Origin of the sequence: Phytobacter sp. SCO41, from assembly GCF_003073275.1 — a bacterium.
GTDB classification, from domain to species: domain Bacteria; phylum Pseudomonadota; class Gammaproteobacteria; order Enterobacterales; family Enterobacteriaceae; genus Phytobacter; species Phytobacter diazotrophicus.
Map to the genome: position 1 here is coordinate 2,031,464 of NZ_CP027225.1, position 26,772 is coordinate 2,058,235.

Sequence of the window (26,772 nt, forward strand, 5' to 3'; positions counted from 1 at the left end):
AAAAGCTGCAAAAAAAGCAAATTTTCAATATAAATATAGGACAGAGTTGGTATTTGCCACGGCATAAAGTTTTTTGAACTGATTGCTCAGCCAGTGTAATACGATGATTTCGCATTTTTTGTGAAATGATATGTGTTGTTGCAGTGGCGATGATAGTGCAACGGGGCTTCTGTTGAGGGCATGGCAGGTTCTACCCCGCCCATAAAGGAAGGACGCCTAAGCAATGAAATAAAATAGTGCTATGGTTACGGCTTTCCCTGGAAGGAGTGACAATGACCTTAACTGAATGGCAACAACGCTTTGACGCGTGGGTCGCGCAACATTATACCCAGGCGGACGCCGCCCATGATGTCGCCCATTTTCGCCGGGTCTGGCGTACCGCACAGTCCCTTATGGCGGGCCAGGAGATGGATGGGCTGGTGATTCTGACGGCCTGCTACTTTCACGATATTGTGAGCCTGGCAAAAAATGATCCGCAGCGGTCATTAGCCTCACGCATGGCGGCGGAAAAAACGACAGCGATCCTGCGCGAAGATTTTCCACTCTTCCCGGAAGATCGCTACCCTGCGGTACGCCACGCTATTGAGGCGCACAGCTATAGCGCCGGGATTGTGCCACAAACGCCGGAAGCGAAAATTGTACAGGATGCCGACAGGCTTGAAGCCCTGGGGGCGATTGGGCTGGCGCGCGTTTTTGCGGTAGCCGGTTCGCTGGAGGTGGCGCTATTTGATTGCAACGATCCCTTTGCCGACGAGCGCGAGCTCAATGATAAACGTTATGCGCTTGACCATTTTCAGACCAAGCTGCTGACGTTGCCTGCCACCATGCAGACGGAAAAGGGGAGGGCGTTGGCGCAGCATAATGCCGATTATCTGGTGCAGTTTATGGCGAAAATCAGCGCCGAATTGCAGGGTGATTATCACGGGCTGGACAGAGATGTCTTACATCGTTTTGGTCATCACCAACCAGACTGATAGCGTGAGGGGGAGCGAATGGCAGATGTCCACGATAAGGCGACGCGCAGCAAAAACATGCGTGCCATTGCCACCCGTGACACAGCAATTGAAAAACGACTTGCTTCGCTACTGGAAACACTGGGCCTGACGTATCGTGTCCAGGATGCGGCGTTACCGGGGCGCCCTGATTTTGTGCTGGATGAGTATCGCGCCGTCATTTTTACCCATGGCTGTTTCTGGCATCACCACGACTGCCATTTATTTAAAGTCCCCGCGACGCGAACTGAATTCTGGCTGGAAAAAATCGGCAAAAATGTCGTGCGTGATAAGCGTGATAACGCACTATTGCATGAACAGGGGTGGCGGGTCTTAATTGTCTGGGAGTGTGCGTTACGCGGGCGGCTTAAATTAACGGACGATGCGCTGGGGGAGCGGCTTGAAGAGTGGATCTGCGGGGGCGGCGACACCGCGCAGATCGACACACGTGGCATTCATCAATGAACGCTATTTTTCCGCTTCACAAGGGGTCACGACAGGACGGGCAGGGAAGAGATATTTCCCCAGCGTCACCAGTACGACAGCCATAATAATAATCCCGAGCGCGAGCCACTCGATGCTGGAAAGATGTTCGCCGCCAAAACCGGTACCCAGCAAAACGGCCACAACCGGGTTAACGTAGGCATAGCTGGTGGCGATAGCGGGGCTGACATTGCGTATCAGATACATATAGGCATTGATGGCAATCACTGAACCGAAAATCGCCAGATAACCGACAGCCATAAAGCCCTGCACCGTTGGTAATGTGGTCATCCGCTCGCCGCTGAGAACCGAGGTGACCAACAGTACGATGCCTGCAGCCAGCATTTCGATTGCGCCAGCCATCATACCGGTGGGTAATTCAATGCGGGAGCCATAGACGGAACCGAATGCCCAGCTTAAAGAGCCAATGAGGATCATCAGCGCGCCCCATGGGTTACCGCTCAGGTTGCCGCCGCTATTCAGCAGGATGATACCTGCCAGACCAATAGCAATACCCATCCATTCCAATTTGCGGGTCTGGATACCAAAAAAGTGGCTAAAGCAGAGTGTAAAGAGCGGAACGGTCGCTACAACGACGGCAGCGATGCCGGAAGGGACGTTCTGATGTTCTGCAACGGTAACAAAACCGTTACCAACGGCCAGCAGTAACACGCCAATCAGTGCCGCATTAAGCAGGGGACGTAAAGCGGGAAGTTTATGACCGGTAATGAGCAGGAACGCCATTAACAAAATGCCGGCAGAAAGGAAGCGTACGCCAGCCATCATAAACGGTGGCCAACTTTCAACACCGATGCGAATTACAAAGTACGTGGAACCCCAAATAATATACAGCGCGAAAAGTGCACTAATAAGCGGTAAAAGCTGCCTGAAACGCATACTCCCTCACAGCAAAATAAAAAGGAAGCATATAGTAAACGCCAAAACTATCGCCCTGGCGAGCGGTTAATTGTATTTTATCTGTTAAATTTTTGTTGTATTGCTCTGGAGGATTTTCGCTGCCGCCTTTTTACATCATACTAAGAGAATCAATCGGTAAAAAATCACAGACAATCAATAAGGAAGACCATTTTGGCAGGCAGTAGCTTATTAACTCTACTCGATGACATAGCCACATTGCTGGATGATATTTCGGTGATGGGTAAACTGGCGGCGAAAAAGACAGCAGGCGTACTGGGAGACGATCTCTCCCTCAATGCCCAGCAGGTTACGGGCGTACGCGCAAACCGCGAATTACCTGTCGTCTGGAGCGTGGCGAAAGGGTCACTGCTCAATAAAGTAATTCTGGTGCCGCTGGCGCTGTTGATAAGCGCCTTTATACCCTGGGCTGTTACGCCGTTATTAATGATTGGCGGGGCATTTCTGTGCTTTGAAGGTGTCGAAAAAGTCTTGCACACCGTTGAGGCCCGTAAGCATAAAGAAACGCCGGAAGCGCGCGAGCAGCGGTTGAACGCGATGGCCGCACAAGATCCGCGCGAATTTGAACGTGATAAAGTGAAAGGCGCAATCCGCACCGATTTTATTCTATCGGCGGAAATTGTCGCCATCACTCTGGGCATTGTAGCCGAAGCGCCGCTGTTAAATCAGGTGCTGATTCTGTCCGGAATTGCGGTACTGGTCACGATTGGGGTGTATGGCCTGGTGGGCATTATCGTCAAGCTGGATGATATGGGTTACTGGCTGGCAGAAAAACGGGCTGCTCTGGCGCAGGCGCTGGGTAAAAGCTTGTTATTTATTGCGCCATGGCTGATGAAAATATTGTCAGTCGTCGGGACGCTGGCCATGTTCCTGGTCGGCGGTGGCATTGTGGTTCATGGTATCGCGCCGTTACACCACGCCATTGAACATATGGCGCAAGGCAGTAATAGCATCGTTGCGGCGTTGCTCCCTGTGCTGGCTAATCTGGTCCTGGGTTTTATCATCGGTGCGATAGTACTGTCGGCGGTGAAACTTATTGCACGGCTACGTGGTACGCATGCCTGAATTCTCGATTTTGCCACTACGCAAAAGGTTGAAACTTCGTCTAAGGTGAAATCGTTTCACCCTGATACAGGAGGCAAAGATGGTCTTTTTGGTCAGTGATGAAGTAAAAGCAAAAAATGGTGGGCCACGCATGATTGTCACCGGTTATTCCAGTGGAATGGTCGAGTGCCGCTGGTATGACGGTCACGTCGTGAAACGTGAAGCCTTTCGGGAAGATGAATTGGTTCCCGGTGAAGGACAAAAGCTTTGCGAAGAGGCATAGCCATTAAAACGCCCGGCATGTCCGGGCGTTTTTCTTCTTACAGTTTTTTGCCATTGGCGATCGCATAACGCTTCCGCGTTGCGTTTATTCAGGGAGTCTTTGTGGGGCAGGAAAAAGTCGTAAAAAGTCCTCCGCGACTTGCGTTTGTCAAAACCTGGTTTGTACCCAGCCGGGTCGTGAATCTCTGTTTTGTTATTGTACTGGTCTGTTCTACGGTACTTACGTGGCGTGAAGTTATTGTGATGAAGGGCGCCTATGTCGTTAGTCAGCGAAACGCGCTGGATAACGTTACCAATGTGCTGGACAGGCAGATGCAGGTGGGTATCGATCGTCTGCTCTTTTTCCGCAATGGTATGCAGTCTGCGGTACAAACTCCGCTGGCTTTCGATGTTTTGCGTAACATCCAGGCGGAGTTCGAAAAGGAGCGGATACTTCCTTACTGGCAAATAGGGTTGGATAACCGTCGAACGTTACCATTATATGGCGTGTCGGACTATTTTGTTGACCAAAGCGCCTTGCTAAGCCGTGACAACCCGTTGTTGCACAATGAGCTGACCGCAGCGATGGAGCTTGGTTATCTGTTCCGTTTTTCTTCCAGTGCCTCGATGTTTCCGCGCCGCGCGCTTTATGTCTCCCGGGCGGGGTTTTTTATCTCCACTCTGCCTGTCGGGAACAACAATGAAATCGTACAGCAGTACTACCAGCATCTGACCAGCCCCTGGTTTAGTGGGCAAAGTGAGCGCGAAAACAAACTGCGCGGGGTACGCTGGTTTAGCGACGAAGCACATACACCGAATATTGCCGATTCGCTGGTGACCGCCAGTGTACCGTTGGATTTTCAAAACTACTGGTATGGCGTGCTATCAATGAGTTTTCCCGTGTCGTCAATGAAGGCATTGCTGACCGAAGCACGACAGAGTCAGGATAAAGGAGAATACCAGCTCTATGATGCGCAGTTTACGTTGCTAACCACTACCGCAGACGCCGGAACGACGAGCCAGCAATTTTCCTCTGATGAACATGCGCAACTGCAACGGGAGATGGCCAGAGATACAGCAGGCGGTCTTCGTTTGGGGACGCGGTTTGTAAGCTGGGTAAAACTGAAACATTTCGAAGGCAGTGTGCTGCGTATCCAGACCTTGCATGAGGGACTGCGCGGTGATTTTGGAAGTATCAGTATCGCCCTGGCTTTATTGTGGCTGCTGTTTACCACCATGCTGCTGCTCTCCTGGGGGGTGATCCGCCGGATGGTCAGCAATATGTTCCAGCTCCAGCATACCTTGCAATGGCAGGCCTGGTATGACCCATTGACGCGGCTAAATAATCGCGGCGCGTTGTTTGAACGCGCCCAGGTGCTGACAACTGAGTGTGCGGCGCAAAATCTCCCGCTCTCGGTGATTCAAATCGACCTCGACCATTTTAAGCGGGTTAATGATCGGTTCGGTCATCAGGCGGGAGATTTGGTCTTGTCGTATGCCGCGGGCTTGATTGGTAAATCGATTCGCGAACAGGATGTGGCCGGGCGCGTCGGGGGCGAAGAGTTTTGCGTCTTGCTCCCGGGGGCAACGCTTGCGGATGCAACCGCCGTTGCTGAAAAAATCCGCCAGCGTATCAGTAGCAAAGAAATTTTTGTGCAAAAGAGTAAAACCATTCGCGTTACCGCTTCACTCGGCGTGAGTAGCGCGCTGGAAAGCGGCAACTATGATTTCGAGTATCTCCAGTCTGTTGCCGACAGCCGGTTGTATCACGCAAAAAATAACGGCCGTAATCAGGTTTGCGCCGAAGACGGCGTGACACCGTTACCCAACACATAATCCATGCCTTCACGCCACCCCGCTGCGCCTTCAAGGGCGCAGTGATATACCCGCTCTGGCGTATCATGTTGTAAATGGATCCCCTGACGGTTCAGCCCTTTTACCACAATCGCGAAATTGACGGTGTCCAACAGAGGGGCATCGTTAGGACCATCGCCCAATCCTATAGTGATGTGGCTGCCCCCATCGTAATGGCGATACTGGCGCAGTAACCAGTTTACGGCCTGATCTTTCCCGCTACGCTCATCAAGGACATGCCAGAACCGCGCTCCCTGCACAAAACGTAAGCCGAGCTGGGCCAGTTCGGCGTCGAAAGCCTGCATGTGTTCATCGCTATCCCGCCAGATTAAGGTCTCAGACGCTTCCTGTAAGCGAGCCAGCGAGGCTTGTGCCGGGGTAAGACCGGTGACATCGGCCAGGACATGTTCATCCATTTCGCTAAAGGTCGTGAACTTATAGCCATCACGGCTGCGCAACTCGATGAGCACTTTAGCAATCTCCTCGTGTGAGGAGCCGGTAATGATACGCGGATAGTTTTCGTGATCCTGCCAGCGTTCATCAAGCTGAATGACAGCACCGTTTTCGGCGATAAAGGGCAGCCCTTCCAGACCCACCATGCGTTGCACGGCAAGCATTTCGGCGGCAGTTTTACTGCTACAGAGGATCAGGGGGATACGATGTTCACGCAGGCGGGCAAGCCACTCAGCCGCGGGCTGCCAGTCGCCGGTGTGGCTATCCTGGAGTGTGCCGTCAACATCGGAAAACACCAGCAGTGGGTCGTCAAGTGTTGGCATGGTCTGCTCCTTGCAGTCAGGTAAGACAAATCTCATTTATTCGTAAGGCCACTTAGCGAAAAGTTCGCAACAAAAGCAGGTAAGCGGCATGGTGCGGGGGTTAGGGATGTGCCCGCGATGAAAATATTACGCATCTAAATTATTCAGCAAAGAAATATTACCTTGTCATGCAATAAGTTTGAGGATATGGTGCCAGTTACATCAGATTCCCTGGTGTAACGAATTTTCAAGTGCTTCTTGCGAGAGCAAGCTTTATCCCGGTCACCCCATGACCGGGATTTTTTCTTTCTAGCGATTCACTTCTGTCACGCTAAAGTCGTGAATATCAAGCTCGAACGCCTCCGCCAGTTCACGCCAGGTATGGTAATCCCGCCCATCGACGCTAACGCGCTGACCCTCGCCGTCATCAACACGATGGATTTCGCTCTCACAAATCTCGTTTATTGCAGCCAGCAGGGCATCAACGTCGACATTGACGTCCCGCTTTGCGGTGTCGCTGTACTCTTTAACTGTACTCATCCGTTTCACCTCATCGTCAGGCCCACGGGTAAGTATAGTCGGTAGAAAAAATAGCCAGCCAAACGCCCGGGCGCTGCTAGTTATTGAGAATTGTTCTACACTGGCACAAATGAAACAGGAGGGTGAATATGAAGGTAAACGATCGGGTTACGGTCAAGACGGACGGTGGTCCGCGCCGTCCGGGTGTTGTGCTGGCTATTGAAGAATTCAATGAAGGTACGATGTACCTGGTGTCACTTGATGATTACCCGCTCGGTATCTGGTTCTTTAATGAAAAAGGTCATCCGGACGGGGTTTTTGTTGAATTGCTTGATTAGTTTTTTCGCCCTCCGTTCCGGAGGGTGATCCCTCAATTTTTATCGCATATTCACAAAGATACCGCTGGTCACATTGTCGGTCAGACGCACGACATGATAGATCACTTGCTTATTATGCGTTTTGATTTTCCTTTTTATATTACCTTTATGTGATGATACTGTTTTCGCTTTAATATTCATCTGATCGGATATTTGGATGGTATCCTGCCCCGACATCCACATTTTAAGCATGCTGGATTCCGTCCGGCTCAGTGATAGCGTGGGTAAATTAATGTGCCCAATACTTTTTTTCTCTTTACTAAGATAGTCAGCCAAAATATCGTCCAGGGACTCAGGCTTTATTGACTTGGAACTGATCAATAAATTCTTGCGAACTAACAAATATTCATCGAAGTGAATATTAGCTATTGCCATAAATACAATAAATAACGTCCGGGGGTGTTGAGTAATGATTTCTTTTATATGCTGACTGCTTACAGGATCGTGAATGAAGCAGTCCTCATTAATAAACACCACAGTGGGTTGTAACGCCACACATGCCGATTCGAGTTCATCAACCGTTGTTACGTCGTTGATTTCTCGTTTCTTTACCCCCCGGCTTGCCAGATACCCCGTTAGTCCCAACCGGGTATAACTGCATAAATCCATAATAATCGTTGACATGGCATACCCTCACTCAATGCGTAACGATAATTCACCCTCGCCAGAGGTCCCCGAACCACCAGGCAAAAAAGTAATAAACAATGAGCAGGACGACCTCAGGCGAAACCACTATCCCGTAAAGTTACGTATAATTTGCCAGGAATCATCTCAAAGTAAAGTAAATGTTGTGTTCTGTGAGAACCTTAAAAACAATTAACCCGCGCCAGGTATATCGTAGGGGGTGATTTCCTGAATTGATTTTAGGAATTTCCTTAGGAAGGCTATATAAAAAGTGTGGGTTGTTATTTCTTCGGCAGTTCACCGACTATATCGGCTAATAGATTGAAAACTTCACCAAATACTCGTTCGGTATAGGGTGCGATTAACGGCATCATGGCGACCATCAGCAAAATACCCACCGTCAATGTTATCGGGAAACCAATAACAAAAAGGGAGAATTGTGGAGACATACGGTTCAATAAACCCATCGCCAGGTTAATGGTCAGCAGCAGGGTAATGATGGGTAATGCCAGCATAACGCCATTGACGAAAATCATACTCGCGGAGCGGGTAATGGCCATAAACGCGTCGCTGTTTACCGGGTCTGCGCCTATTGGCAGCGTATGAAAGGTGTCAACCAGCATTGAAATCAGCCATAGATGGCCATTGAGAACTAAAAACAGCAGCATCGCCAGCATGTCCATAAACCGGGCAAGGACAGGCATATTAAGGTGGCTGGTGGGATCGACAAAGGTCGCGAACGACAGGCCCATCTGTAAGCCAATCAGCTCTCCGGCATAACGAATCGTCGCGAAGGCAAACTGCATCGTAAAACCAAGCGCGATGCCTATCAGAAGCTGTTGTATCGCCAGCCATAAGCCATTAGAGGAAAACATCGACGCGTCGACTGGCGGAAGAGTCGGGGCGACGATAAAGGTAATCACCAGCCCCAGCCCCATTTTTACGCGCCGGGGGATTGAGCGCTCACTCAGGATAGGGGCCGTCATGATCAGCGCCATAATGCGCAACAAGGGCCAGAAATACATGCTGAGCCATTGAAGCCATTGATCGCTGGTGACATGAAACATGCGGGGCTTATCCAATCATATAAGGCAGGTTACTGTATAACGTGCGCATATAATCCAGCAGCAGATTGAGCATCCACGGCCCGGCAATGATGATAGTCACAAATACCGCAATGATTTTGGGAATGAACGAGAGCGTCATTTCGTTAATCTGCGTGGCGGCCTGCAAGATGCTGATAATCAGACCCGTTACCAGGGCTACCAGGAGTAACGGAGCGGCAAGCGCGAGGGCAACTTTCATCGCCTCGGTGCCAATCATCATGACCGATTCAGGTGTCATCTTTCACTCCTAACTGTAGAAACTCTGTGCCAGCGAACCGACCAGTAACTGCCAGCCATCCACCAGCACGAACAGCATTAGCTTGAACGGCAGGGCAATAGTGGCAGGTGGCACCATCATCATCCCCAGCGCCATCAGGACGCTGGCGATCACCAGATCGATAATCAAAAACGGAATAAATATCGTAAAACCAATCTGGAAGGCGGTTTTGAGTTCGCTGGTCACATAAGCTGGGAGCAGGATGCGCATGGAGACGGCTTCCGGCCCCTGAATTGGCGGGCTATTGGCCAGGCGGGCGAAGAGGGCGAGGTCGGCTTCGCGCGTCTGGCGCAGCATAAACTCACGCAGCGGTTGCGCACCGCGCTCCAGCGCCACATCGACGGAAATCTTGTTTTCGCTAAAAGGCTGATAGGCGTCGGCGTAAATCTTATCGATGACCGGCGACATAATAAAAAAGGTTAAAAACAACGCCAGCCCCAGCATAACCTGGTTCGGCGGCGCGGAAGGCGTACCCAGGGCATTACGCAGCAGACCAAACACGATGATGATACGGGTGAAGCTGGTCATCATCAGCAGTACGGCAGGCAGGAAGGTCAGCGACGTGATAAAGACCAGCGTCTGTACCGGCAGAGACCAGCTTTGTCCGCCGTTAGCCAGCGGTTGACTCACCAGGCCCGGGAGTTGAGCAAATGCGGCAGGGGCAGCCAGCCATAATCCGGCCAGCGCGAAAGGTAACAAACGGCGCATCAGGTTCTCCCGGAACGCTTAAGCAAATTCTTCATCACGGACTGAAAGTCCGGGGTCTTCTCTTTCATTTCTTCATTTTCGGCGGGCGCCGGAGGAAGCGTGTGCAGTAAATTAATCTGCGAAGGGGTAACGCCCAGCACCAGACGTGCATCTTCCACGTCCACAATGACCACGCGCTCGCGTGGCCCTACAGAGGTGCTGGCGCTGACTTTTAGACCGCGGCTACCCGCAGATTTCCCGGCGAATCCCAGACGTTTCGCCAGCCAGGCGACAATAAAAATTATCGCCAGAATCAACACCAGTGCGCCACTGACTTGCAGCAGTGGCGAACCCGGTACATTTGACGGCTGGCTAACCGTGGCCTGGGTTTTCATTCATTGGCCTCAGCGGCTCAGGCGACGCATGCGCTCAGATGGGGTAATGATATCGGTAATACGGACGCCGTATTTATCCGCAACGACCACAACTTCACCTTGCGCAATAAGGTAACCGTTGATCAGGATATCCAGCGGTTCACCGGCAAGGCCATCAAGGGCAACCACAGAACCCTGCGTCAGACGCAGCAGCTCTTTAATGGTCATGCGCGTACGGCCCAGCTCTACGGTCAGTTTGACCGGGATATCCATAATCAGATCGATGTCCTGCAGGCTACCACTGACATCACCGCCGCCCAGTTGTTGGAAGACAGCGTCGGCTGCACTTTTGCTGGTCGTGGTTTTTTGTTCGTTCAACGCGTCAGCCCACAGATCGTCCATTGCGCTACTGTTTTCATCGGACGGATTGTTCATATCACTCATTTGGGCTGTTCCTCATTCAGCGAATTCAAAATCGGGTTAATCAGATGCTCGACACGCAGGGCGTACTGACCATTTAGCGTGCCATACTGGCTGGTGAGTACAGGCACTCCGTCCACATGCGCAATGATGCGATCGGGTTTATCGATCGGCAGAACATCGCCGGGCTTAAGTTTAAGTATCTGCGACAGCCGCAGCGAAATATCAGCAAAGTTAGCAATCAGTTCCAGCTCGGAGTGCTGAACCTGGCGCACCAGGTTATCTCGCCAGTTCTGATCTTCCGAGCGGGAGTTCTCCAGCGGCGGGTTGACCAGCACTTCACGCAGCGGCTCTATCATGCTGAATGGCAAACAAATATTAAACTCACCCGTCAGGTTGCCAATTTCCACATGGAATGGCGTATTCACCACGATATCGTTAGGTGAGGTCGTAATATTGGTGAACTTAACCTGCATCTCCGAACGGACATACTCAACGTCCAGCGGATGGATAGCTTTCCATGCATCGCTGTAGCCCTCAAGCGCCAGCTTCAACATGCGGTTAATGACACGCTGTTCAGTGTGCGTAAATTCGCGGCCTTCTACCTTCGTCGGGAAACGTCCATCACCACCAAATAAGTTATCTACGGCAATAAACACCAGGCTTGGGGAGAAGACAAATAATCCCGTGCCGCGCAGTGGCTTAAGGTGGATAAGGTTAAGGTTGGTCGGAACCGGTAAGTTACGCGCAAACTCGTGATAGGGCTGAATGCGGATCGCGCCGACGGTAATATCCGGGCTACGACGCAACAGGTTAAACAACCCCATACGGAACTGGCGCGCGAAACGTTCATTAATAATCTCCAGCGCCTGTAGACGTTCACGTACAACGCGGCGCTGGGTATTCGGGTCATAGGGACGAATATCGCTATCGCCACTTGCACCTGGCTTCGGAGCATCGCTCGTATCGCTGTCTCCGTTGAGCAGCGCGTCGATTTCGGCCTGAGAAAGAATGCTATCGCCCATGTCTTTACCGCAGAATGAAAGCTGTATAAAGAACGTCAGTGACTTCTTGTTTCGGTTGCCCTGCCACTAACGGTGTTGCGATTGCTTCTTTAATCGCTGTAGCCAGTTGTTGCTTACCGTCGTCAGTGGCGAGCTTTGTGGCATCCTGACGTGAGAACAGCAACAGCAAACGGCTACGCACTTCTGGTAAATATTCGCTCAGTCTGGCACGCGTGGCGTCATCTTTCAGACGCAGCGTGATGCCGATGTACAGCACACGATCCGCATCGCCCAGGTTGACCGTAAAGGTATCGAGTGCGAAAAATACAGGCGCCGGCGGAGGTGGCGGGGCTTCTGCCTCCGCTTTCGCTTCCGTAGACGGATGCTGTTGCATACGCCAGTAACTATAGCCAGCAGTCGCGCATGCAGCGAGGGTGATTAACACCAATAGCGGGATCCAGATTTTACGCTTACGTTTTTTTTTGTTGATAGCGGTGTCAGTCATCTGATACGTGCTTCCTGTTAGGTACTGCTCATAGTCTGATTATCCCGTGTCCTGTCCGCGTCAAAGCGCGGAAAAGACGGAGATAATCATGCTACCTCTGGCGTTTAGGCAAAGATATCGACCGCACTATTACCACGCGCCGCCGATTGCAGGCTTGCAGGCACGATCAGCGGCTCATCCTCTTCAGCCGCCAGATTGCTGCCGCCACCGGTACGTGAAGACTGCTGCTGCTGAGAAAAAGACTGTTGCTGCCCGGCAAAACTTTCGCTACTGATGCTGCTTTGCCCCAACTGGATGCCGTTTTCAGCCAGCGATGTCCTGAGCGTAGGCAGCGCCGCTTCCAGCGCCTGACGGACGTGGCTGTGCGGTGACACCATCTGAATTTGCGCCAGATTGTCATCGAGTTTCAGGGAGATCTGTACCTGGCCAAGATCTTCCGGATGCAGATGCAACTCAGCGCTTTGCTGACCCTGGCGGGTAAACATGGTGACATGCTGGCTGAGCGTCTGTTGCCATTCGCTGCTGCCTAGCGGTGCGCTCAGAACCGCAGATGAGATCGGCGCGCTGGCTTGTGCTGATGACGCATTACTGATAACCGGTGCGATACTGGCCGTTGTGTTGATGGTCATGGTGGCGTTATCCGCATCTTGCTTCGCGGCGGGCGCCAGTGCGCTACCAAAAATGCCTGCCTGCTGCTGCGCGGTATCATCACCGGCAGAAGGGGGGGTCACATGCAGCGCGGTATTGGCGTTATCGCCTTTTTGTGCACTGGCTGCGAGGCTCGCCAGATCAACACCGCTACGTTTTGTCGCACCCAGTGCGCTGTTGGCTGCGGTAGAAACATCGGCGGTGGATTTCGTCGGCGCCAGTTGTGCGGTTTGCTGATGCGGCAGCATAGCCATCAAAGCGCTAAGCCCCGCCAGCTCTTCTTCGTTTAAATCACTGCTGTCATCGTCAGTGGCTGATTTAATGGCGGTGTCAGTGGCGGTGTTCGTTTTTCCGAGCGCAGCAAGAACACTGCTTTTGGTTTCCGGCGTCAGGCCAGATAACAGCGTTTGTACCTGGGTTTTACTGTCGGTGGTCAGTGTATCGGTATCGGTTTTCGCCGTCTGACGCGCCAGTAAATCTGCCAGTTTCTGGGCAGGGCTCTGCGCATCGTCAGAAGACAATGCGCGCAGGTTTTTCAGCGACTTACCGCTGGCGGCTTGCAGGTCAGCAAGGGTTAAGGTTGTCTTACCCTCTGCGTCGCTACCGGTTAGCGTTTTTCCGCCAAGGGCGCCTGCCAGCAGGGCCAGAAAATCTTGCGCCGTATCGCCGCTGGTTTTACCGACACCCGTTTGCACACCGGAGGTTGCATCCACATCTGTCGTAAGCAATTTCTGCAAGTTGATCATTCATGTTTCCTCTGGGATGCGCGTTGTGCAAATTCATCCATTTTCTTTTGATCGAGGCGGTTTTCCGCCTGTAGTGCGGCCGCGTTTTGTCTTTCCTGCAAAGTTTGCCATGCCTGCAGTCGTTGCTTTTTCTCTCGCCAGCAATTCAGTGCGGTATCAACCTTTTCATTCCACTGCATCAGTTGTTGTCGATGCTGCTCGATGGCCTTCTCCAGCGTTTGAATAAACTGCTGATAGTTTTGCCAGCGCTGGGCTCCGATGCCCTGGCTCATATCGTTATTCAGGTTGTTGCGGTATTCATGCTGATAATCCATCAGCATCTTTAGCTGTTCTTCCGCTTGCTGGCAACCGCGGCGCATTTCACCCAATCTCAGGGCTGCGTCGTCAACTTCTTTCTCTGCCAAATCCTTTAGCGTCGTTAATGCGCTATTTTGCGTCATAGTCGTCGCTCTCCCACTGCGTTATGCGTTCGGGAAAATGAGTTCAAGGGCTTGTATTGAATCTTCCCACCCGGCACGTTCGAAAATGCCTTGTTGTAAAAAAGCCTCAAGCTGCGGCCACAATGCGATAGCTTTATCCAGCATCGGGTCGCTGCCTCGCGCATAGGCGCCAACGCTCACCAAATCGCGGTTACGCTGGAAGCTCGACAACAACTGTTTGAAATTTCTTACTCTGGCGTAATGCTTTTCCGTAATCAGGGCCGTCATCGCACGACTGATAGATGCTTCGATGTCGATGGCAGGGTAGTGCCCCGCCTCTGCCAGTCGGCGAGACAGTACGATGTGTCCATCCAGGATGGCGCGCGCGGAGTCGGCAATAGGATCCTGCTGGTCATCCCCTTCGGTCAGGACGGTATAAAATGCGGTAATAGAACCACCGCCGCTAATACCGTTGCCTGCGCGCTCCACCAGTGCCGGTAATTTGGCAAAGACGGAAGGCGGATAACCTTTGGTGGCTGGCGGCTCGCCGATAGCTAGCGCGATTTCACGCTGGGCCATCGCATAACGCGTCAGGGAATCCATAATCAGCAACACGTGCTGACCGCGATCGCGAAAATCTTCCGCAATGCGGGTGGCGTAGGCAGCACCCTGCATACGTAATAACGGCGAGACATCCGCAGGCGCGGCGATCACAACCGAACGTGCGCGGCCATCGGCGCCGAGGATATTCTCGATAAAATCTTTAACTTCACGACCACGCTCACCGATAAGACCGACCACGATAACGTCAGCCTGGGTATAGCGGGCCATCATACCTAACAAGACGCTTTTACCCACGCCGGAACCGGCAAACAGCCCCATACGCTGGCCGCGGCCAACCGTTAGCAGGGCGTTGATGGCACGCACGCCGGTATCGAGCACATGCTCAATAGCAGTACGTTGCAGCGGGTTAAACGGTTGGGTGATCAGCGCGCCGGTTTCACCGGTATCCGGTGCGGGCATGCCATCAAGTGGTTTGCCGCCGCCGTCCAGCACACGGCCGAGGAGGGCAGGGCCCAGTGGCAACTGTTTGCTGCTTTGCAAACCATCGCCAAGAATACTTTTCGCATACACGCGTGCGCCAGGCAGGATGCCTTCCACTTCTTCGAGCGGCATCAGGAACAGGCGCTGTCCGTTAAAACCGACAACTTCGCTTTCAACTTCACGGGTTTCGCCGTTTTCCTGACGTTCAATAACGCAGGTCGCACCCAGCGGCAGTTGCAGACCCGTCGCTTCCAGCACCAGACCGGTAGCGCGAGTCAAACGACCATAACGACGCACGGAAGGCAGTTGTGCCATTCGGGCTTCGAAATTGTCGAGCGAAGTCAGCCATCGGGTCAGACGTGCAGTCATCAGACGACTCCCGGTGCCGCAAGACGGCACAGTTCCTGCCAGCGCGTTGCCACGCTGGCGTCGAGATCGCCCTCATCCGCAGAGACTTTACAGCCACCGGGGTGCAGGGTCGGGTCACCGCGCAGCCGCCAGCCGTGCAGGCTGAGCGTTGCGCCAAGCATCTCTTCTACGCGCTGCAAATCATCCGGATGCACGCGCAGTTGCGGTTTACCGCTGAACAGGGGTTCCTGTTGCAGCAGCATCTGAATTTGTTTAATCAATGCGCCATTGTCCACGCAGGCGGCCTGGCCAATCACCTGACGCGCGGCTTCAAGCGCCATCTGCATCAGACGGGAGGCAATAACGCTGTCCAGCGCATCCAGGGTGTACTGAAATTCGCTAACCAGTTGTTGCATACGGGCATGGATAGGTGCCTGCTGCTGGCGTGCCTGGTTCATACCATTTTCGTAGCCCTGAGAGAGGCCTTCCTGGTAGCCTTGCTCGTGGCCTTTTTGTCTGCCTTCCGCCAGACCTGCATTATAGCCTGCTTCATGCGCCTGCATTTGTATCTGCGCCAACTGCTGTTGACGCTTTTGCTCAGCAGATTGCTCGTCTTCAACTTCTACGCGCGGCTCATCGCTTGTGGACAGTGCCGCGATAAACTCAGGTACTGGTAGAGCGAGATCTTCTGGAGTCCAGATCTTCCACGGCAATTCATTAGACATAGGTATCCTCGCCGCTGCCAATTACCATCTCGCCGGTTTCGGCCAGACGACGAACAATAAGCAGGATGGCTTTCTGCTCGTTTTCCACCTGAGACAGACGGACCGGGCCACGGTTGGCAAGGTCGTCGCGCAGGATATCCGCCGCACGCTGAGACATGTTGCGCAGGAACTTGTCGCGCAACGGCGCTTCGGAGCCTTTGAGCGCGATAAGCAGGGATTCGGAATCCACTTCCTGCAGCAGGCGCTGGATACTGCGGTCGTCCACATCCACGAGGTTTTCGAACAGGAACATCTCGTCGATAATTTTTTGTGCCAGCTCGCCGTCGAATTCGCGAACCGCAGTAATAACCGCTTCTTCCTGCTGCGTTTTCATCAGGTTGATGATCTCCGCCGCCGTTCTCACGCCGCCCATTTTGCTGCGTTTGAGGTTCTGGCCGTCGAGCAGGTTGTTGAGTACCTCGGTCAGTTCCGCCAGTGCGGCTGGCTGTACGCCGCCGAACGTGGCGATACGCAGCATCACGTCATGGCGCAGACGCTCATCAAACAGGGCAAGAATATCGGCAGCCTGACCACGTTTGAGGTGGACGAGGATGGTGGCGATAATCTGCGGGTGCTCGTCGCGAATAAGGTCGGCGGCACTCTGCGGTTCCATAAAGTTGAGCGTTTCGATACCGCTGGTGGTATCGCGGGTTTCGAGAATATCCTCCAGCAGGCTGGCAGCACGCTCTTCGCCAAGCGCTTTCACCAGTACCGTACGCAGGTAGTCGTTGGCGTTGATGTTCAGCGCCGCAAATTGCTCTGCTTCGGCTTCAAATTCCTGCAGCACTTCCACCAATTGCTTATTTGAAAACTGACGCATGCTGGCCATCGCGGTACTAAGGTGCTGCACTTCCCGCTGGGACAGATGCTTGAACACTTCCGCTGCGCGGTCTTCTCCAATGGTCATTAGCAGAATGACGCTTTTATCGGTACCGTTAAGGCCGGTTGCATTATTGCTCATTTTCAGTACTCATCCACTGGCGAATGACCAGCGCCACAACGCGCGGATCGTTGTCTGACATTTCACGAATGCGTTGGCTCATCACCTCGGCACTCAGACGCTGGTTATTACGACGCTGCTGGAGTTGCTCGTCTTTGCTCAGACGAACTTCCACGGATTCTTCAATTTCAGCACGGGCACGCTGCGCTTCCTGTACCGCTTTCGCCTCTTCCTGACGGCGAACCAGTTGCGGGCGAACCGCTTTACGCCACAGCAGCCAGGCGACAATAAGCACCAGCAGCCAGCGACCTGCATTCAACATCTGATCGATGAAGCTCTGCTGTTGCCAGAACGGAAGCTGACCACCTACATCGTCGGTTGCGTTGAACGGTGAGTTCACTACGTTCAGGGTATCGCCACGTTTTTCGGTGTAGCCCATGGCTTCGCGGGTCAGGTCTTCAATTTGTTTAAGCTGGTCTGCGCTCAGCGCTTCGGTCTTGCCATCCGCCAGGGTGCGATAGTTCACCACGACGGCAACAGAGAGACGCTCAATATCGCCGACATTCATCTTGGTATGACGAATGGTGCGATCGACTTCGTAGTTTGCCGTTTCGTTACGGGTGGTGTTGCGCGGCACCGCGTTGCTGGTGGCAGAAGAGGCCGCCTGCTGACCATTCTGATTTTGCTGTCCGTTCTGCTGGCCATTTTGTTGGTTTGCAGGCGGTGTGGTGATCGGTGCAGCATTAGCCGGGGCAGGCTGATTAGACAGCGCACCTGGTACGCCGCCCGGATAACTTCCACCAATCTGCTCGCTTTCGTTGGTCTGGCGAGAACGCAGTACCGCCTGAGAGGCGTCGCCGTTTGGCTGGTATTGCTCTTCGGTCTGTTCTTTATTCGCAAAATCAATCTGCGCGGTTACCTGAGCGTGGACGTTACCGTTACCCACGATTGGCGCGAGGATGGACTCAATACGACGCTGTACCCGGCCCTCAACGTCTGCGGCGTATTTCAACTGTGCATCGTTCAGGTCACGACCGGCGGTATTAGACTGGGTTAACAGTCGACCGCTCTGATCAACCACGGTCACGTTACCCGGCGGCAGGCCGGCGACGGCGCTGGAAACCAGATGAACAATCGCCGTGATTTGACCATCGTCCATGGCGCGACCCGGCGCCAGGTTGACCGTGATCGAGGCGGACGGTGATTTTTGTTCACGCACGAACAAAGACGGTTTCGGCATCGCGAGATGGACGCGTGCGGTTTTCACCGGACCGAGTGTTTCAATGGTACGAGCCAGTTCGCCTTCCAGCGCACGCTGGTAGTTAACCTGCTCGCTGAACTGGCTGATGCCGAATTTTTCCTGGTCCAGTAATTCGAAACCGACAGCGCCGCCTTTCGGCAGACCCTGTTGCGCGAGGCGCAGACGCAGTTCATGGACTTTATCTGCCGGAACTTCAATAGCCCCACCGTTCTCAGAGAAACGGTAGGGAATGTTCATTTGGGTTAACTGGGTAACGATAGCCCCGCCGTCCTGATCGGAGAGGTTGCTGTAAAGCGTGCGGTAGTCCGGGCTTTTTGCCCACAGTACCATGGCGACGACGATAGCAACGGCTGCAGCCGCCGCCACCATTAATGGGATCTTGGGGTTCGCGCGTAAGCGGTTGAGCCACTCCAGAGATTTATTCTGTGGTGCAGAAGTTGCAGTCGCACTCATTGCGCACCTCGTAACTCAGGGTGGATGTTGTTATTTGAGTAGTGAAACAAAACAGACTCCCGGATCGGCAAACTCGACATTTGTCCATTAATATGGCTATGCCATTATTTGATGATTCAGAATTTTCTATGCCTCAAATAACCTGGTTTTTTATCGTTATTTACCGCCATTATCTTATTGACGAACTGGTAACCTTATCCGCGTATCAAACCATCCGGGGATAATCCATGGCAATTCAGGGTATAGAAAGCGTTGTCAGCCAACTGCAGGCAACGGCTAGTCTGGCGAAAAATCAAAGCGTTAATAACGCTGACAGCGTTCAGACGGTGAGTTTTGCCGGGCAATTGCATGCCGCGCTGGATCGAATCAGCGATACGCAGACCGCAGCGCGTACACAAGCTGAAAAATTCACCCTTGGTGAACCGGGCGTGGCGTTGAATGACGTAATGACCGACCTACAGAAATCATCCATTTCCCTGCAGATGGGTGTCCAGGTGCGTAACAAACTTGTGACGGCCTATCAGGACATCATGAATATGCAGGTTTAGTGTGTTTGATGACTGCCCCGTGCGGGGCAGTCACTTTTTTTATCAAACCTCTTCCGCTGAGCCATTCCCTGGCCGCATTTCCCCTATTTTTGAATCATATAGCGAATCGTTGGCCCATCCTGCTGGATATCCAGCACCGTATAGCCATGGTTTCGCGCATCGACGGGGATGTTATTGATTGACTGCGGGCAGTCACTGACGACCTCCAGAATCTCGCCTTTTTTTAGCTGAGGCAGTGCTTCCAGCGTCGCTACCGCCGGGTAAGGGCAGGGTTCACCAGTCATATCCAGACGGTAATCGGGTACGATATTCATGCGGTCTCCTTAATTGCCGCCCGCGATACGCGGTGGAAAAACTGTTTTTCCCAGCCAATAACAAAGAGCAGGGCGAGAAGCAGCAGCGCGTACGTCACCAGCAGGCCGCCGAGCGGACCAAAAGTTTTCAGCAGGTTCACTTTATCCCAGCTTGTGGCGAGTGCAGGGGAGATGTCATCCCAGAAGTAAGCCAGCAGGGTTGAACCTATAACATTACCCAGACCGACCCACCAGTAATGTACCTGCCCTTCAACAGCACGGTACATCCAGCCAGTTTCACAGCCACCCGCCAGCACAATGCCAAAACCAAACAGCAAGCCACCGAGCACGGCGTTCGGGCCTGCCCACATGATTTTGGCTTCCACACCCAGTTGTATGTAACTGAAAATACCGATCGCGCTGGCCGCCATGCCGAAAATAATGGCTTTCGCCATCAGCGTACGACCCGTTATCCACATATCGCGGAAGGCAGAAGTGAAGCAAATTTGCGCCCGTTCAATGAGCAAACCAAAGCCAACGCCGAACAGCATGGCCAGCCCCAGCTTCGGCTGGTTCATGGCGGTCAGCAGAGCCCAGCCAATCATCCCGGCGAATATCAGCATACCCAGACGGAAGCGACGCCGTGCCTGGTCCACGTTTTGGGTGAGTGGCGATGCCGCTGAGACTTTCTGCATTTTTACCGGAATGCGAAACAGGGGAAGGAGCGTAAAGCGGGCGCCCATCCACGAACCGATGGCCGTGGCGACGGCAAAAAACCAGGCGTGTAGCGAGAACTGTGGAATGCCGGTAAAGAAAGCTGCCAGATTACAGCCCATTGCCAGACGCGCGCCAAACCCGGCGATAATCCCGCCGACGATAGCCTGGGCAATGCGGATACGATGTTGCGGCAGGCGTAGCTTTACGTTGTTTGCCCATAAGGCTGCTGCGAAGCAACCGCCAAACATGCCGATAATCATCATGCCGTCTATTCGGGTCAGCGGCGTGCCATCAAGATGAATGAGTTTGAAATAACCCCACTCCTCCGTATGCACGCCCGCCAGTTGCAGGAGCTGCCCGCCCCAGCGGGTAAATTCTCCCGTAACGGCCCAGAAGGTCCCGGTAATGCCGAAATAGTAGGTGGAAAGGATCCCGGCTGCGATAACCGCCGGAACGGGCGACCAGAATTTAATCAGGAAGGTTGTTTTAATGTGTTGCCATGACATGGTATTAGCCTCTGAACTCAGAAGGAGCCAACAAAACAGGAACCGGACGGTGCCCGGGACGCGCATATTACCTGTGTTTAATGAATGGAAACCTGTACTCAGTCAAAAATCGGGTCTGGTATGATGAAACCCTGGTGGCCGAGGGCGTTTAGTGCCACACTCATTCTGTCGCGAAAAGCAGGAAAGATGATGAAAAAACAACTGATTATTGGCGCAATGCTGGCACTGAGTGGTTGCGTTCAGGTGGATGATTTTACCTCTGTGGTCAAGCACCCGGCCCCGGAAGGGCTGGCGGGTAACTGGCAGACGGTGGGACCGCAAAGCAGTCTGGTCAGTCCTGAGGCCATTGCCTCGCTGATCATTACGCCAGAAGGGGATACGCTGGATTGCCGTCAGTGGCAACGTGTGATTGCGGTACCGGGCAAGCTGATGCCCAGAGGAGATGACTGGTATAACGTGACGCAACAGCGCGATATCTATCGCCTTGAGCGCGACGGTAGTCAACTGGAGTATGACGGCATGACCTTGCGTCGGGTTGATAAGTCGACCGTCGAGTGCACGCAGGCGTTGGCAAAGAAAACGGTTATTGGCGTTAAACCCTGAACGAAGGCGCTGAGGGAGTCCTTTCGCTCAGCGCACTCATCACAGCACCTCTTCCAGTACCCAGACGCTGACACTCCCGCCATCACAGCAAAATGTGCCTTCACCGTTTTCATCGGTGGTGACACTCTCCTGGCGGTATCCCAGATAATCACGCCACACTTTATTGCCGTAATTCGCACCGAGATTCAGCGTTTTCTCGCCGTCGTCACCGTTTGACATGACGACCACACAGCCGGGATTGTCTTGCGTCCCGCTACGGCTAAAGGCGATACAGTTAGGGTGATCAAACCAGAGCGTCTGAACGCCATGGGCAAAGCGCTGGCGGGCGAGGATGAGCTGGTCCAGCTTTTCGATAACCGGCATATCGACATGATGTTTTTCACCATCGCCGCCAGTATCTTCATAACTTGCGCCGAACAGATCCGGGTAAAACACGGACGGCACGCCGTTTTCCCGTAGCAGGATAAGGGCATAGGCCAGGGGCTTAAACCAGGCTTCTACCGGCGCTTCCAGCGCCTGAAGCGGCTGGGTGTCATGATTGGCGACCAGCGTCACGGCATGAAACGGGTCAGCTTCTACCAGGGTACCGTTAAAAATCTGGCTCATATCGTAGTCGCGCCCCTGCTGTGAGGCCTCATGAAAATTCATCTGCAGCGGTGCGTCAAATAACAGGGTTTTTCCATCGACCTGGTCGATATACTGCTGCAGTTTATCGACGTCGTGTGACCAGTATTCGGCGACGATAAATAACGGCTCAGGCGCCACATCCTGGACATGTTCTATCCATTCTTTGTAGAACCAGGCGGGAATATGTTTCACGGCATCAAGGCGGAAACCGTCACAGTGGGTCTGGTCCATCACCCAGCGCGCCCAGTATTTGATCTCTTCGGTCACAGCATGGTTACGAAAATCGATATTCGCCCCCATCAGATAATCGAAGTTACCCATCTCGTCATCCACCTGATCGTTCCAGCCTTCGCCGGTGTAATCATTGATGATTTTAAATACGCCGTCTTCTGCCGGATTTTCGATATGGTCGATGCCGCTAAAGCATTTGAAATCCCAGATAAATTTCGAGTATTTGCCCTGGCGGGCAGGGAAGGTGTAGCGCGTCCAGGCTTCGCACTCCAGCACGGTGTCATCGATTTGTGTCCGGTCTTGCTCGTTCACACGATTGACGCGAATGGCCTCTTTTTCATCGGCGCCCATTTTATGGTTCACCACCACATCCAGAAGAACAGCAATGCCGTGGCTGTGCAGCGCGTCGATAGCGGCATGAAGCTGAGCCTTGTCGCCGTATTTTGTGGCCACGGATCCTTTTTGATCAAACTCACCTAAATCAAAGAGATCATAGGTGTCATATCCCACAGAATAACCACCGGAAGCGCCTTTATACGCGGGCGGTAACCAGACCATGTTGATGCCAAGATCATTGAAGCTGGCAGCACGGGCCTTAATTTCGGGCCACAGTTTTCCGCCATCGGGGTAATACCAGTGAAAGGTCTGTAATAAAGTGGGGTTTTTCATCTTCCTTGCTCCAGAAGTCGCGTCATTGGACTTCTGGAGTATGGAAGAAAACCATAGGATTGGTGGTTACTGATTTAAATTATTTGGGAACAAGATTTTACCGGACAAATTGCCATAGGCTGAGGTCAGGGACTGTTGCTTACCCGTTTTATCAATCAGGTGGCGCAGCTCTTCCATGCGGTTATGCAACAGCACCTTGAGTTCAGCTTCGTTTGACAGCACCATACCCAGCAGCTCTTTAGCCTGCTGAGTTTGTACTTTATTGCCGGGTGAAATCGGGTTGCGAGCAATACTCTCTACAAGCTGTACGTAGTTGACTTCCTGTTCAATCAATTCATCCCATTTACCTGAATGGGCGAGATTTAGCATGGTGATGCTTAGAGCATGCAACGCATGCCAGTCGGTAAGAGATGGGATGAAGTTAGTCATCAACGCATGTCCTGATGAGTAGAAGCCGATGTGCTAATTTGTTTCCACGCATCGGCGATATTGTTCAGCAGTCCCTCTACCTCGATGATGCCTTCTACGTCGTTATGCAGGTTTGACTGTAACAAACGGCGCACCATATAGTCGTAAAGCGATGCCATATTTTGAGGAAGATCTCCCTCAACATCCATGTCCAGCCCTGCCTTGAGACCATTATCTATAATGCTGATAGCATGTGAAAGCGCCTGGCCTTTAGACACCAAATCCCCTTGTTCGAGGAACAGTCGTGCCCTGACAAGGGCACTGTGTGCCCCGTCAAAAAGCATGACAATAAGTTGATGTGGGCTTGCGCTCATTACCGCGCTTTCCAGCCCAACTTTTTGGTAAGAACTAGCACCACTTTGACTATACATATCAAATCCTTAACTGCGGGAACTAAACTGCTGCGTTAAGTAAGTTGCGGTACTGTTTAACTTACTGACCATTGTGTCAAGCGCAGTAAACTGCGCCTTGTAGCGCGCCATGGTTGCTTCGATGGTTGCTTCCATTTCGGTATAACGCTGATCAAGAGTCTTAATGGTCTTGTTAATACCGTCCTGCGCGTTTTGGATAACGCCCGTACTACCTGTCGCGGTGCTCAGCATCGTTGTCAGGGTATTGTTCATCTTGGTCGCTAAACCGGTCTTGGTACCGTCACCAATAAAATAGGCCTGAACTGCTTCCGGGTTATCCGTTAACGCTTTCGATAACTTCGTCGAATCGACGGTTAATGTACCGGTTGAACCATCGGAACCGGTTATCGGGTTTTGGGTAATGCCAAGCTGGGCCAGTATCTTGTAATTTCCGCTTTGGCTTTGTACATCAGTCAGCAGCGAACGCAGTTGAGACTGAATCGATCGCACGTTCGAATCGCCCAATAGCGCGCCATTACTGGAGGACTGACTATCAGCGCCTTTATCCACTGTCACATATTTCGTTACGCTGGCGATGGTGGATTGCAGTGAGTTATAGGCGGTAACCCAGTTATTAATAGCCGTGGTGTTCGCATCTGTTGCACGGCCAACACTTAGCGTTTCATCTGCCGTACTTTTTGACTTGAGCGTCAGCGTCACGCCTGGCAATGCATCAGTAATGGTGTTGCTTGCACGTTCAATTGCAACATTGTTAATAGATACCTTCGCATTTTGCGAAGCAGTCTGCACGCCGAGAGCTGTCGTCGTGCTGTCATGACCAATCTTCTGCTGCAGGGTATCATCGCCCGTTACAGTGACCGTCATGTCATAATCGGTACCAGTCGATTTTGAGGTCAGCATCAGGCGATAGTCGCCATCCGTTGCCTTCATTACGGTCGCGCTGACGTTGCCGCCCGCTTTATTGATGGCATTAGCGATACCGGTCAATGATGTATCCGAATCTGCCAATTGCACCGTCAGCGGCGTTTTTGTCCCTGCCTGGGTAATGGTAATGGTACGCGTATTACCAGCCGTCGTCCCACCAAGCTGCGCGGTATTACTGGCAATACTGGATGACATCAGTACTTGCGCTGTCGCCACCTGGCTTACGTTAACAGTATAATTCCCGACGGTTGCATCACTGGTCGTGGCCGCAGAGAATGAGGTGTTCGTACTATTAACGGTTGTTGAGTTCCATGTAGCTGCTTTACCCAGCGCCGCTGTCGCGGTTTGAAGGCTGGTTAAGGCACTTTGCAACTTACCATACGCACTTAATTGAGCGGTATATGTGGTCTTCTGGTTGGTAATCGTTGTCAGCTTGGTGTTTTCAGCTGTTTCCAGGTTGTTGTACAACGTGGTTAGATCCAGACCGGAACCTACACCAAGGTTACTAATAGAAGCCATGTCTGTTTTCCTTTGCGTCTTGTGTGTAACTTGACTCTCTATCGGCAACCCGAGAAAAAAGTTTACACATCGTATGAAAAAATAATCGCCAGAAAAGCGGGAGCAGTTAGTGGTAAATAAGAGGATTGTAGAAGACAAAAACCGTTGCGGTAGGTTGTTTTTTAAGCGATAAAACTGTTTTAGTAAATTTAAATTATTTAAAAACAAATGGTTAAAAGTTTTTGTCGATTATTTCTAAAGTCCTTCGAAGATGCGCCGATACCCTTGTTGACGGTGAGAGACGCCGTAAGTGTTAGGCACCGACCCTAAATCAATTTTTGAAGGAAAGTAATTATGGCAGTTATCAATACTAACCTGTTGTCACTGACTACTCAGAACAACCTGAACAAATCTCAGTCTGCGCTGGGCACTGCTATTGAGCGTCTGTCCTCCGGTCTGCGTATCAACAGCGCCAAAGATGATGCCGCTGGTCAGGCAATTTCCAACCGTTTCAGTGCAAACATCAAAGGTCTGACTCAGGCTTCTCGTAACGCGAACGACGGTATCTCTATTGCTCAGACTGCCGAAGGTTCTCTGAACGAAATCAACAACAACTTGCAGCGTATTCGTGAGCTGGCAGTTCAGGCTCAGAACGGTACTAACTCAGCTTCTGATATCGACTCCATTCAGTCTGAAGTTAACCAACGTCTGCAAGAGATCAACCGTGTTGCTGGTCAGACTCAGTTCAACGGCATCAACATCCTGGCTGGCACCAACTCTACTACCACTATCTCCATCCAGGTGGGTGCAAACGACGGTCAGACCATCGGTATTACCATCAACTCTAACAGCTCCTGGAACAAATACAGCGCTGGCGGTGTATCGGGTGCAACTAACAGCACAGTTACTTCTCGTAACGTAAGCACTTACGGCTTCGACGTTATGTCGAACACTGTCCTGGGTGATGTTGATGCGGCACTGAAAGCAGTTGATAACCAGCGTTCTGACCTGGGTGCGATTCAAAACCGCTTCCAGTCCACAATCTCTAACCTGAACAATACCGTGACTAACCTGTCCGCAGCGCAGTCCCGTATTCAGGATGCTGATTATGCGACAGAGGTTTCTAACATGTCTCGTGCGCAGATCCTGCAACAGGCTGGTACTTCTGTACTGGCTCAGGCGAACCAGGTTCCACAGACTGTTCTGTCTCTGCTGCGTTAATATTGAGCATCATTGATATACAAACTATCGCCTCCGGGCGATAGTTTTTTTATTTGTCAACCCGTCTTTCCATTCTCTTCAATCACACAAATAAGATACCAATCCACAGGGTTTTCACCTCATTAAGACGCCAGGGGACTGCTACGATGGCTAAAATCGTAATTTTCTCTTTTGAAAATGCAGTGATGTCATGCCCATATGTACGGCCGCATTCGCATCGGTGATTTAGCGCAGTGACAGATTGTGCTCTGACCT

The 26,772-nt window shown here is 52.2% G+C and carries 32 protein-coding genes; 9 read left to right on the forward strand and 23 right to left on the reverse strand.

From position 1 onward, the window contains the following. The first annotated feature begins 272 nt into the window (after positions 1-272). Both C5523_RS09795 and C5523_RS09800 read left to right on the forward strand, forming a co-directional pair. On the forward strand, positions 273-974 hold the full coding sequence (locus C5523_RS09795; protein ID WP_108701028.1) for a phosphohydrolase: 702 nt from the start codon (positions 273-275) through the stop codon (positions 972-974). 18 nt (positions 975-992) lie between these two features. Beyond that, positions 993-1,457 (forward strand): very short patch repair endonuclease, encoded by a 465-nt coding sequence (locus C5523_RS09800; RefSeq protein WP_041851846.1) that lies wholly within the window; start codon positions 993-995, stop codon positions 1,455-1,457. A 3-nt stretch (positions 1,458-1,460) separates the two neighbouring features. Here the strand turns inward: C5523_RS09800 and yedA are convergent, their stop codons facing one another. Then, positions 1,461-2,372: a drug/metabolite exporter YedA gene (gene yedA, locus C5523_RS09805; protein WP_071196369.1), complete on the reverse strand. Its 912-nt coding sequence runs from the start codon at positions 2,370-2,372 to the stop codon at positions 1,461-1,463. Positions 2,373-2,564: 192 nt separating this feature from the next. On the opposite strand from yedA, the gene C5523_RS09810 reads away from it, so the two are divergent. The 3 genes from C5523_RS09810 (at position 2,565) to dgcQ (ending at position 5,552) form a co-directional block, all read left to right on the forward strand. Beyond that, the gene (locus C5523_RS09810) at positions 2,565-3,476 is read left to right on the forward strand and encodes a DUF808 domain-containing protein (RefSeq protein ID WP_108701029.1); all 912 of its coding nucleotides are present in this window, start codon (positions 2,565-2,567) and stop codon (positions 3,474-3,476) included. A 79-nt stretch (positions 3,477-3,555) separates the two neighbouring features. Next, positions 3,556-3,738 (forward strand): YodC family protein, encoded by a 183-nt coding sequence (locus C5523_RS09815; protein ID WP_041851843.1) that lies wholly within the window; start codon positions 3,556-3,558, stop codon positions 3,736-3,738. A 101-nt stretch (positions 3,739-3,839) separates the two neighbouring features. Further along, complete coding sequence (dgcQ, locus tag C5523_RS09820; RefSeq protein ID WP_108701030.1) at positions 3,840-5,552, forward strand: cellulose biosynthesis regulator diguanylate cyclase DgcQ; 1,713 nt, start codon at positions 3,840-3,842, stop codon at positions 5,550-5,552. Here the strand turns inward: dgcQ and C5523_RS09825 are convergent. Beyond that, the gene (locus C5523_RS09825) at positions 5,507-6,346 is read right to left on the reverse strand and encodes a mannosyl-3-phosphoglycerate phosphatase-related protein (RefSeq protein WP_108701031.1); all 840 of its coding nucleotides are present in this window, start codon (positions 6,344-6,346) and stop codon (positions 5,507-5,509) included. The two genes, dgcQ and C5523_RS09825, sit on opposite strands and share 46 nt — an antisense overlap. A gap of 288 nt (positions 6,347-6,634) precedes the next feature. Further along, entirely contained in the window at positions 6,635-6,865 is a 231-nt protein-coding gene (gene yodD / locus C5523_RS09830; RefSeq protein ID WP_041851840.1) for a YodD family peroxide/acid resistance protein, read from the reverse strand. A 128-nt stretch (positions 6,866-6,993) separates the two neighbouring features. On the opposite strand from yodD, the gene dsrB reads away from it, so the two are divergent. After that, a complete protein-coding gene (dsrB, locus tag C5523_RS09835) occupies positions 6,994-7,182 on the forward strand; it encodes a protein DsrB (protein ID WP_041851839.1) in 189 nt (62 codons plus the stop codon). Positions 7,183-7,221: 39 nt separating this feature from the next. Here the strand turns inward: dsrB and rcsA are convergent, their stop codons facing one another. The 14 genes from rcsA to fliF all read right to left on the reverse strand — a co-directional run bounded on the left by rcsA (position 7,222) and on the right by fliF (position 18,841). Continuing rightward, complete coding sequence (gene rcsA, locus C5523_RS09840) at positions 7,222-7,845, reverse strand: transcriptional regulator RcsA (RefSeq protein ID WP_041851838.1); 624 nt, start codon at positions 7,843-7,845, stop codon at positions 7,222-7,224. 281 nt (positions 7,846-8,126) lie between these two features. Beyond that, the gene (gene fliR / locus C5523_RS09845) at positions 8,127-8,912 is read right to left on the reverse strand and encodes a flagellar biosynthetic protein FliR (protein WP_041851837.1); all 786 of its coding nucleotides are present in this window, start codon (positions 8,910-8,912) and stop codon (positions 8,127-8,129) included. A gap of 7 nt (positions 8,913-8,919) precedes the next feature. Further along, on the reverse strand, positions 8,920-9,189 hold the full coding sequence (gene fliQ / locus C5523_RS09850) for a flagellar biosynthesis protein FliQ (protein WP_041851836.1): 270 nt from the start codon (positions 9,187-9,189) through the stop codon (positions 8,920-8,922). A gap of 9 nt (positions 9,190-9,198) precedes the next feature. Beyond that, a complete protein-coding gene (gene fliP, locus C5523_RS09855; protein WP_041851835.1) occupies positions 9,199-9,936 on the reverse strand; it encodes a flagellar type III secretion system pore protein FliP in 738 nt (245 codons plus the stop codon). Next, the gene (fliO, locus tag C5523_RS09860) at positions 9,936-10,310 is read right to left on the reverse strand and encodes a flagellar biosynthetic protein FliO (RefSeq protein ID WP_041851834.1); all 375 of its coding nucleotides are present in this window, start codon (positions 10,308-10,310) and stop codon (positions 9,936-9,938) included. The genes fliP and fliO overlap by 1 nt, the downstream gene beginning before the upstream one ends. A 9-nt stretch (positions 10,311-10,319) precedes the next feature. Beyond that, complete coding sequence (gene fliN, locus C5523_RS09865) at positions 10,320-10,733, reverse strand: flagellar motor switch protein FliN (protein ID WP_041851833.1); 414 nt, start codon at positions 10,731-10,733, stop codon at positions 10,320-10,322. Beyond that, positions 10,730-11,734: a flagellar motor switch protein FliM gene (gene fliM / locus C5523_RS09870; RefSeq protein WP_041851832.1), complete on the reverse strand. Its 1,005-nt coding sequence runs from the start codon at positions 11,732-11,734 to the stop codon at positions 10,730-10,732. The genes fliN and fliM overlap by 4 nt, the downstream gene beginning before the upstream one ends. A 4-nt stretch (positions 11,735-11,738) precedes the next feature. Continuing rightward, a complete protein-coding gene (gene fliL, locus C5523_RS09875) occupies positions 11,739-12,218 on the reverse strand; it encodes a flagellar basal body-associated protein FliL (protein WP_041851831.1) in 480 nt (159 codons plus the stop codon). 104 nt (positions 12,219-12,322) lie between these two features. Then, entirely contained in the window at positions 12,323-13,612 is a 1,290-nt protein-coding gene (gene fliK, locus C5523_RS09880) for a flagellar hook length control protein FliK (protein WP_108701032.1), read from the reverse strand. Further along, positions 13,609-14,052 carry a flagellar export protein FliJ gene (gene fliJ, locus C5523_RS09885; RefSeq protein WP_041851829.1) on the reverse strand — a complete coding sequence of 148 codons (444 nt, stop codon included), beginning with the start codon at positions 14,050-14,052 and terminating at the stop codon, positions 13,609-13,611. Before fliJ ends, fliK begins: the two co-directional genes overlap by 4 nt. A gap of 21 nt (positions 14,053-14,073) precedes the next feature. Beyond that, the gene (gene fliI / locus C5523_RS09890) at positions 14,074-15,444 is read right to left on the reverse strand and encodes a flagellar protein export ATPase FliI (RefSeq protein WP_041851828.1); all 1,371 of its coding nucleotides are present in this window, start codon (positions 15,442-15,444) and stop codon (positions 14,074-14,076) included. Further along, positions 15,444-16,148, reverse strand: a complete 705-nt coding sequence (gene fliH, locus C5523_RS09895) for a flagellar assembly protein FliH (protein ID WP_041851827.1) — start codon at positions 16,146-16,148, stop codon at positions 15,444-15,446. The genes fliI and fliH overlap by 1 nt, the downstream gene beginning before the upstream one ends. Continuing rightward, on the reverse strand, positions 16,141-17,148 hold the full coding sequence (fliG, locus tag C5523_RS09900) for a flagellar motor switch protein FliG (RefSeq protein WP_041851826.1): 1,008 nt from the start codon (positions 17,146-17,148) through the stop codon (positions 16,141-16,143). The genes fliH and fliG overlap by 8 nt, the downstream gene beginning before the upstream one ends. Beyond that, positions 17,138-18,841 (reverse strand): flagellar basal-body MS-ring/collar protein FliF, encoded by a 1,704-nt coding sequence (fliF, locus tag C5523_RS09905; protein ID WP_108701033.1) that lies wholly within the window; start codon positions 18,839-18,841, stop codon positions 17,138-17,140. The genes fliG and fliF overlap by 11 nt, the downstream gene beginning before the upstream one ends. 227 nt (positions 18,842-19,068) lie before the next feature. Here fliF and fliE point away from each other — a divergent pair, with 227 nt between their 5' ends. Beyond that, positions 19,069-19,389 (forward strand): flagellar hook-basal body complex protein FliE, encoded by a 321-nt coding sequence (gene fliE, locus C5523_RS09910; RefSeq protein WP_041851824.1) that lies wholly within the window; start codon positions 19,069-19,071, stop codon positions 19,387-19,389. Positions 19,390-19,472: 83 nt separating this feature from the next. On the opposite strand, the gene yedF is transcribed toward fliE, so the two are convergent. Next, positions 19,473-19,703, reverse strand: a complete 231-nt coding sequence (gene yedF / locus C5523_RS09915) for a sulfurtransferase-like selenium metabolism protein YedF (protein ID WP_041851823.1) — start codon at positions 19,701-19,703, stop codon at positions 19,473-19,475. Next, positions 19,700-20,905 carry a selenium metabolism membrane protein YedE/FdhT gene (gene yedE, locus C5523_RS09920; RefSeq protein WP_108701034.1) on the reverse strand — a complete coding sequence of 402 codons (1,206 nt, stop codon included), beginning with the start codon at positions 20,903-20,905 and terminating at the stop codon, positions 19,700-19,702. The genes yedF and yedE overlap by 4 nt, the downstream gene beginning before the upstream one ends. Positions 20,906-21,094: 189 nt before the next feature. Between yedE and yedD the strand changes: the two genes are divergently transcribed. Further along, the gene (yedD, locus tag C5523_RS09925) at positions 21,095-21,508 is read left to right on the forward strand and encodes a lipoprotein YedD (RefSeq protein WP_108701035.1); all 414 of its coding nucleotides are present in this window, start codon (positions 21,095-21,097) and stop codon (positions 21,506-21,508) included. A gap of 39 nt (positions 21,509-21,547) precedes the next feature. Here yedD and amyA read toward each other — a convergent pair whose 3' ends face one another. The 4 genes from amyA to fliD form a co-directional block, all read right to left on the reverse strand. Then, positions 21,548-23,035: an alpha-amylase gene (gene amyA, locus C5523_RS09930; protein WP_071196375.1), complete on the reverse strand. Its 1,488-nt coding sequence runs from the start codon at positions 23,033-23,035 to the stop codon at positions 21,548-21,550. A gap of 66 nt (positions 23,036-23,101) precedes the next feature. Continuing rightward, positions 23,102-23,464, reverse strand: a complete 363-nt coding sequence (gene fliT / locus C5523_RS09935; RefSeq protein ID WP_041851819.1) for a flagella biosynthesis regulatory protein FliT — start codon at positions 23,462-23,464, stop codon at positions 23,102-23,104. Beyond that, positions 23,464-23,874 carry a flagellar export chaperone FliS gene (fliS, locus tag C5523_RS09940; RefSeq protein WP_108701036.1) on the reverse strand — a complete coding sequence of 137 codons (411 nt, stop codon included), beginning with the start codon at positions 23,872-23,874 and terminating at the stop codon, positions 23,464-23,466. The genes fliT and fliS overlap by 1 nt, the downstream gene beginning before the upstream one ends. 9 nt (positions 23,875-23,883) lie before the next feature. Then, the gene (gene fliD / locus C5523_RS09945; protein ID WP_108701037.1) at positions 23,884-25,317 is read right to left on the reverse strand and encodes a flagellar filament capping protein FliD; all 1,434 of its coding nucleotides are present in this window, start codon (positions 25,315-25,317) and stop codon (positions 23,884-23,886) included. A gap of 333 nt (positions 25,318-25,650) precedes the next feature. Here fliD and C5523_RS09950 point away from each other — a divergent pair, with 333 nt between their 5' ends. Further along, positions 25,651-26,517 (forward strand): flagellin, encoded by an 867-nt coding sequence (locus tag C5523_RS09950; protein WP_108701038.1) that lies wholly within the window; start codon positions 25,651-25,653, stop codon positions 26,515-26,517. The last annotated feature ends 255 nt before the right edge of the window (positions 26,518-26,772 follow it).

Bases quoted from the DNA above. Each gene is read 5' to 3' on its own strand.
- C5523_RS09795 (WP_108701028.1), top strand. From the start codon at position 273: ATGACCTTAACTGAATGGCAACAACGCTTTGACGCGTGGGTCGCGCAA.
- C5523_RS09800 (WP_041851846.1), top strand. From the start codon at position 993: ATGGCAGATGTCCACGATAAGGCGACGCGCAGCAAAAACATGCGTGCC.
- yedA (WP_071196369.1), bottom strand. From the start codon at position 2,372: ATGCGTTTCAGGCAGCTTTTACCGCTTATTAGTGCACTTTTCGCGCTG.
- C5523_RS09815 (WP_041851843.1), top strand. From the start codon at position 3,556: ATGGTCTTTTTGGTCAGTGATGAAGTAAAAGCAAAAAATGGTGGGCCA.
- C5523_RS09825 (WP_108701031.1), bottom strand. From the start codon at position 6,346: ATGCCAACACTTGACGACCCACTGCTGGTGTTTTCCGATGTTGACGGC.
- yodD (WP_041851840.1), bottom strand. From the start codon at position 6,865: ATGAGTACAGTTAAAGAGTACAGCGACACCGCAAAGCGGGACGTCAAT.
- dsrB (WP_041851839.1), top strand. From the start codon at position 6,994: ATGAAGGTAAACGATCGGGTTACGGTCAAGACGGACGGTGGTCCGCGC.
- rcsA (WP_041851838.1), bottom strand. From the start codon at position 7,845: ATGTCAACGATTATTATGGATTTATGCAGTTATACCCGGTTGGGACTA.
- fliR (WP_041851837.1), bottom strand. From the start codon at position 8,912: ATGTTTCATGTCACCAGCGATCAATGGCTTCAATGGCTCAGCATGTAT.
- fliQ (WP_041851836.1), bottom strand. From the start codon at position 9,189: ATGACACCTGAATCGGTCATGATGATTGGCACCGAGGCGATGAAAGTT.
- fliP (WP_041851835.1), bottom strand. From the start codon at position 9,936: ATGCGCCGTTTGTTACCTTTCGCGCTGGCCGGATTATGGCTGGCTGCC.
- fliO (WP_041851834.1), bottom strand. From the start codon at position 10,310: ATGAAAACCCAGGCCACGGTTAGCCAGCCGTCAAATGTACCGGGTTCG.
- fliN (WP_041851833.1), bottom strand. From the start codon at position 10,733: ATGAGTGATATGAACAATCCGTCCGATGAAAACAGTAGCGCAATGGAC.
- fliM (WP_041851832.1), bottom strand. From the start codon at position 11,734: ATGGGCGATAGCATTCTTTCTCAGGCCGAAATCGACGCGCTGCTCAAC.
- fliL (WP_041851831.1), bottom strand. From the start codon at position 12,218: ATGACTGACACCGCTATCAACAAAAAAAAACGTAAGCGTAAAATCTGG.
- fliK (WP_108701032.1), bottom strand. From the start codon at position 13,612: ATGATCAACTTGCAGAAATTGCTTACGACAGATGTGGATGCAACCTCC.
- fliJ (WP_041851829.1), bottom strand. From the start codon at position 14,052: ATGACGCAAAATAGCGCATTAACGACGCTAAAGGATTTGGCAGAGAAA.
- fliI (WP_041851828.1), bottom strand. From the start codon at position 15,444: ATGACTGCACGTCTGACCCGATGGCTGACTTCGCTCGACAATTTCGAA.
- fliH (WP_041851827.1), bottom strand. From the start codon at position 16,148: ATGTCTAATGAATTGCCGTGGAAGATCTGGACTCCAGAAGATCTCGCT.
- fliG (WP_041851826.1), bottom strand. From the start codon at position 17,148: ATGAGCAATAATGCAACCGGCCTTAACGGTACCGATAAAAGCGTCATT.
- fliF (WP_108701033.1), bottom strand. From the start codon at position 18,841: ATGAGTGCGACTGCAACTTCTGCACCACAGAATAAATCTCTGGAGTGG.
- fliE (WP_041851824.1), top strand. From the start codon at position 19,069: ATGGCAATTCAGGGTATAGAAAGCGTTGTCAGCCAACTGCAGGCAACG.
- yedF (WP_041851823.1), bottom strand. From the start codon at position 19,703: ATGAATATCGTACCCGATTACCGTCTGGATATGACTGGTGAACCCTGC.
- yedE (WP_108701034.1), bottom strand. From the start codon at position 20,905: ATGTCATGGCAACACATTAAAACAACCTTCCTGATTAAATTCTGGTCG.
- yedD (WP_108701035.1), top strand. From the start codon at position 21,095: ATGAAAAAACAACTGATTATTGGCGCAATGCTGGCACTGAGTGGTTGC.
- amyA (WP_071196375.1), bottom strand. From the start codon at position 23,035: ATGAAAAACCCCACTTTATTACAGACCTTTCACTGGTATTACCCCGAT.
- fliT (WP_041851819.1), bottom strand. From the start codon at position 23,464: ATGACTAACTTCATCCCATCTCTTACCGACTGGCATGCGTTGCATGCT.
- fliS (WP_108701036.1), bottom strand. From the start codon at position 23,874: ATGTATAGTCAAAGTGGTGCTAGTTCTTACCAAAAAGTTGGGCTGGAA.
- fliD (WP_108701037.1), bottom strand. From the start codon at position 25,317: ATGGCTTCTATTAGTAACCTTGGTGTAGGTTCCGGTCTGGATCTAACC.
- C5523_RS09950 (WP_108701038.1), top strand. From the start codon at position 25,651: ATGGCAGTTATCAATACTAACCTGTTGTCACTGACTACTCAGAACAAC.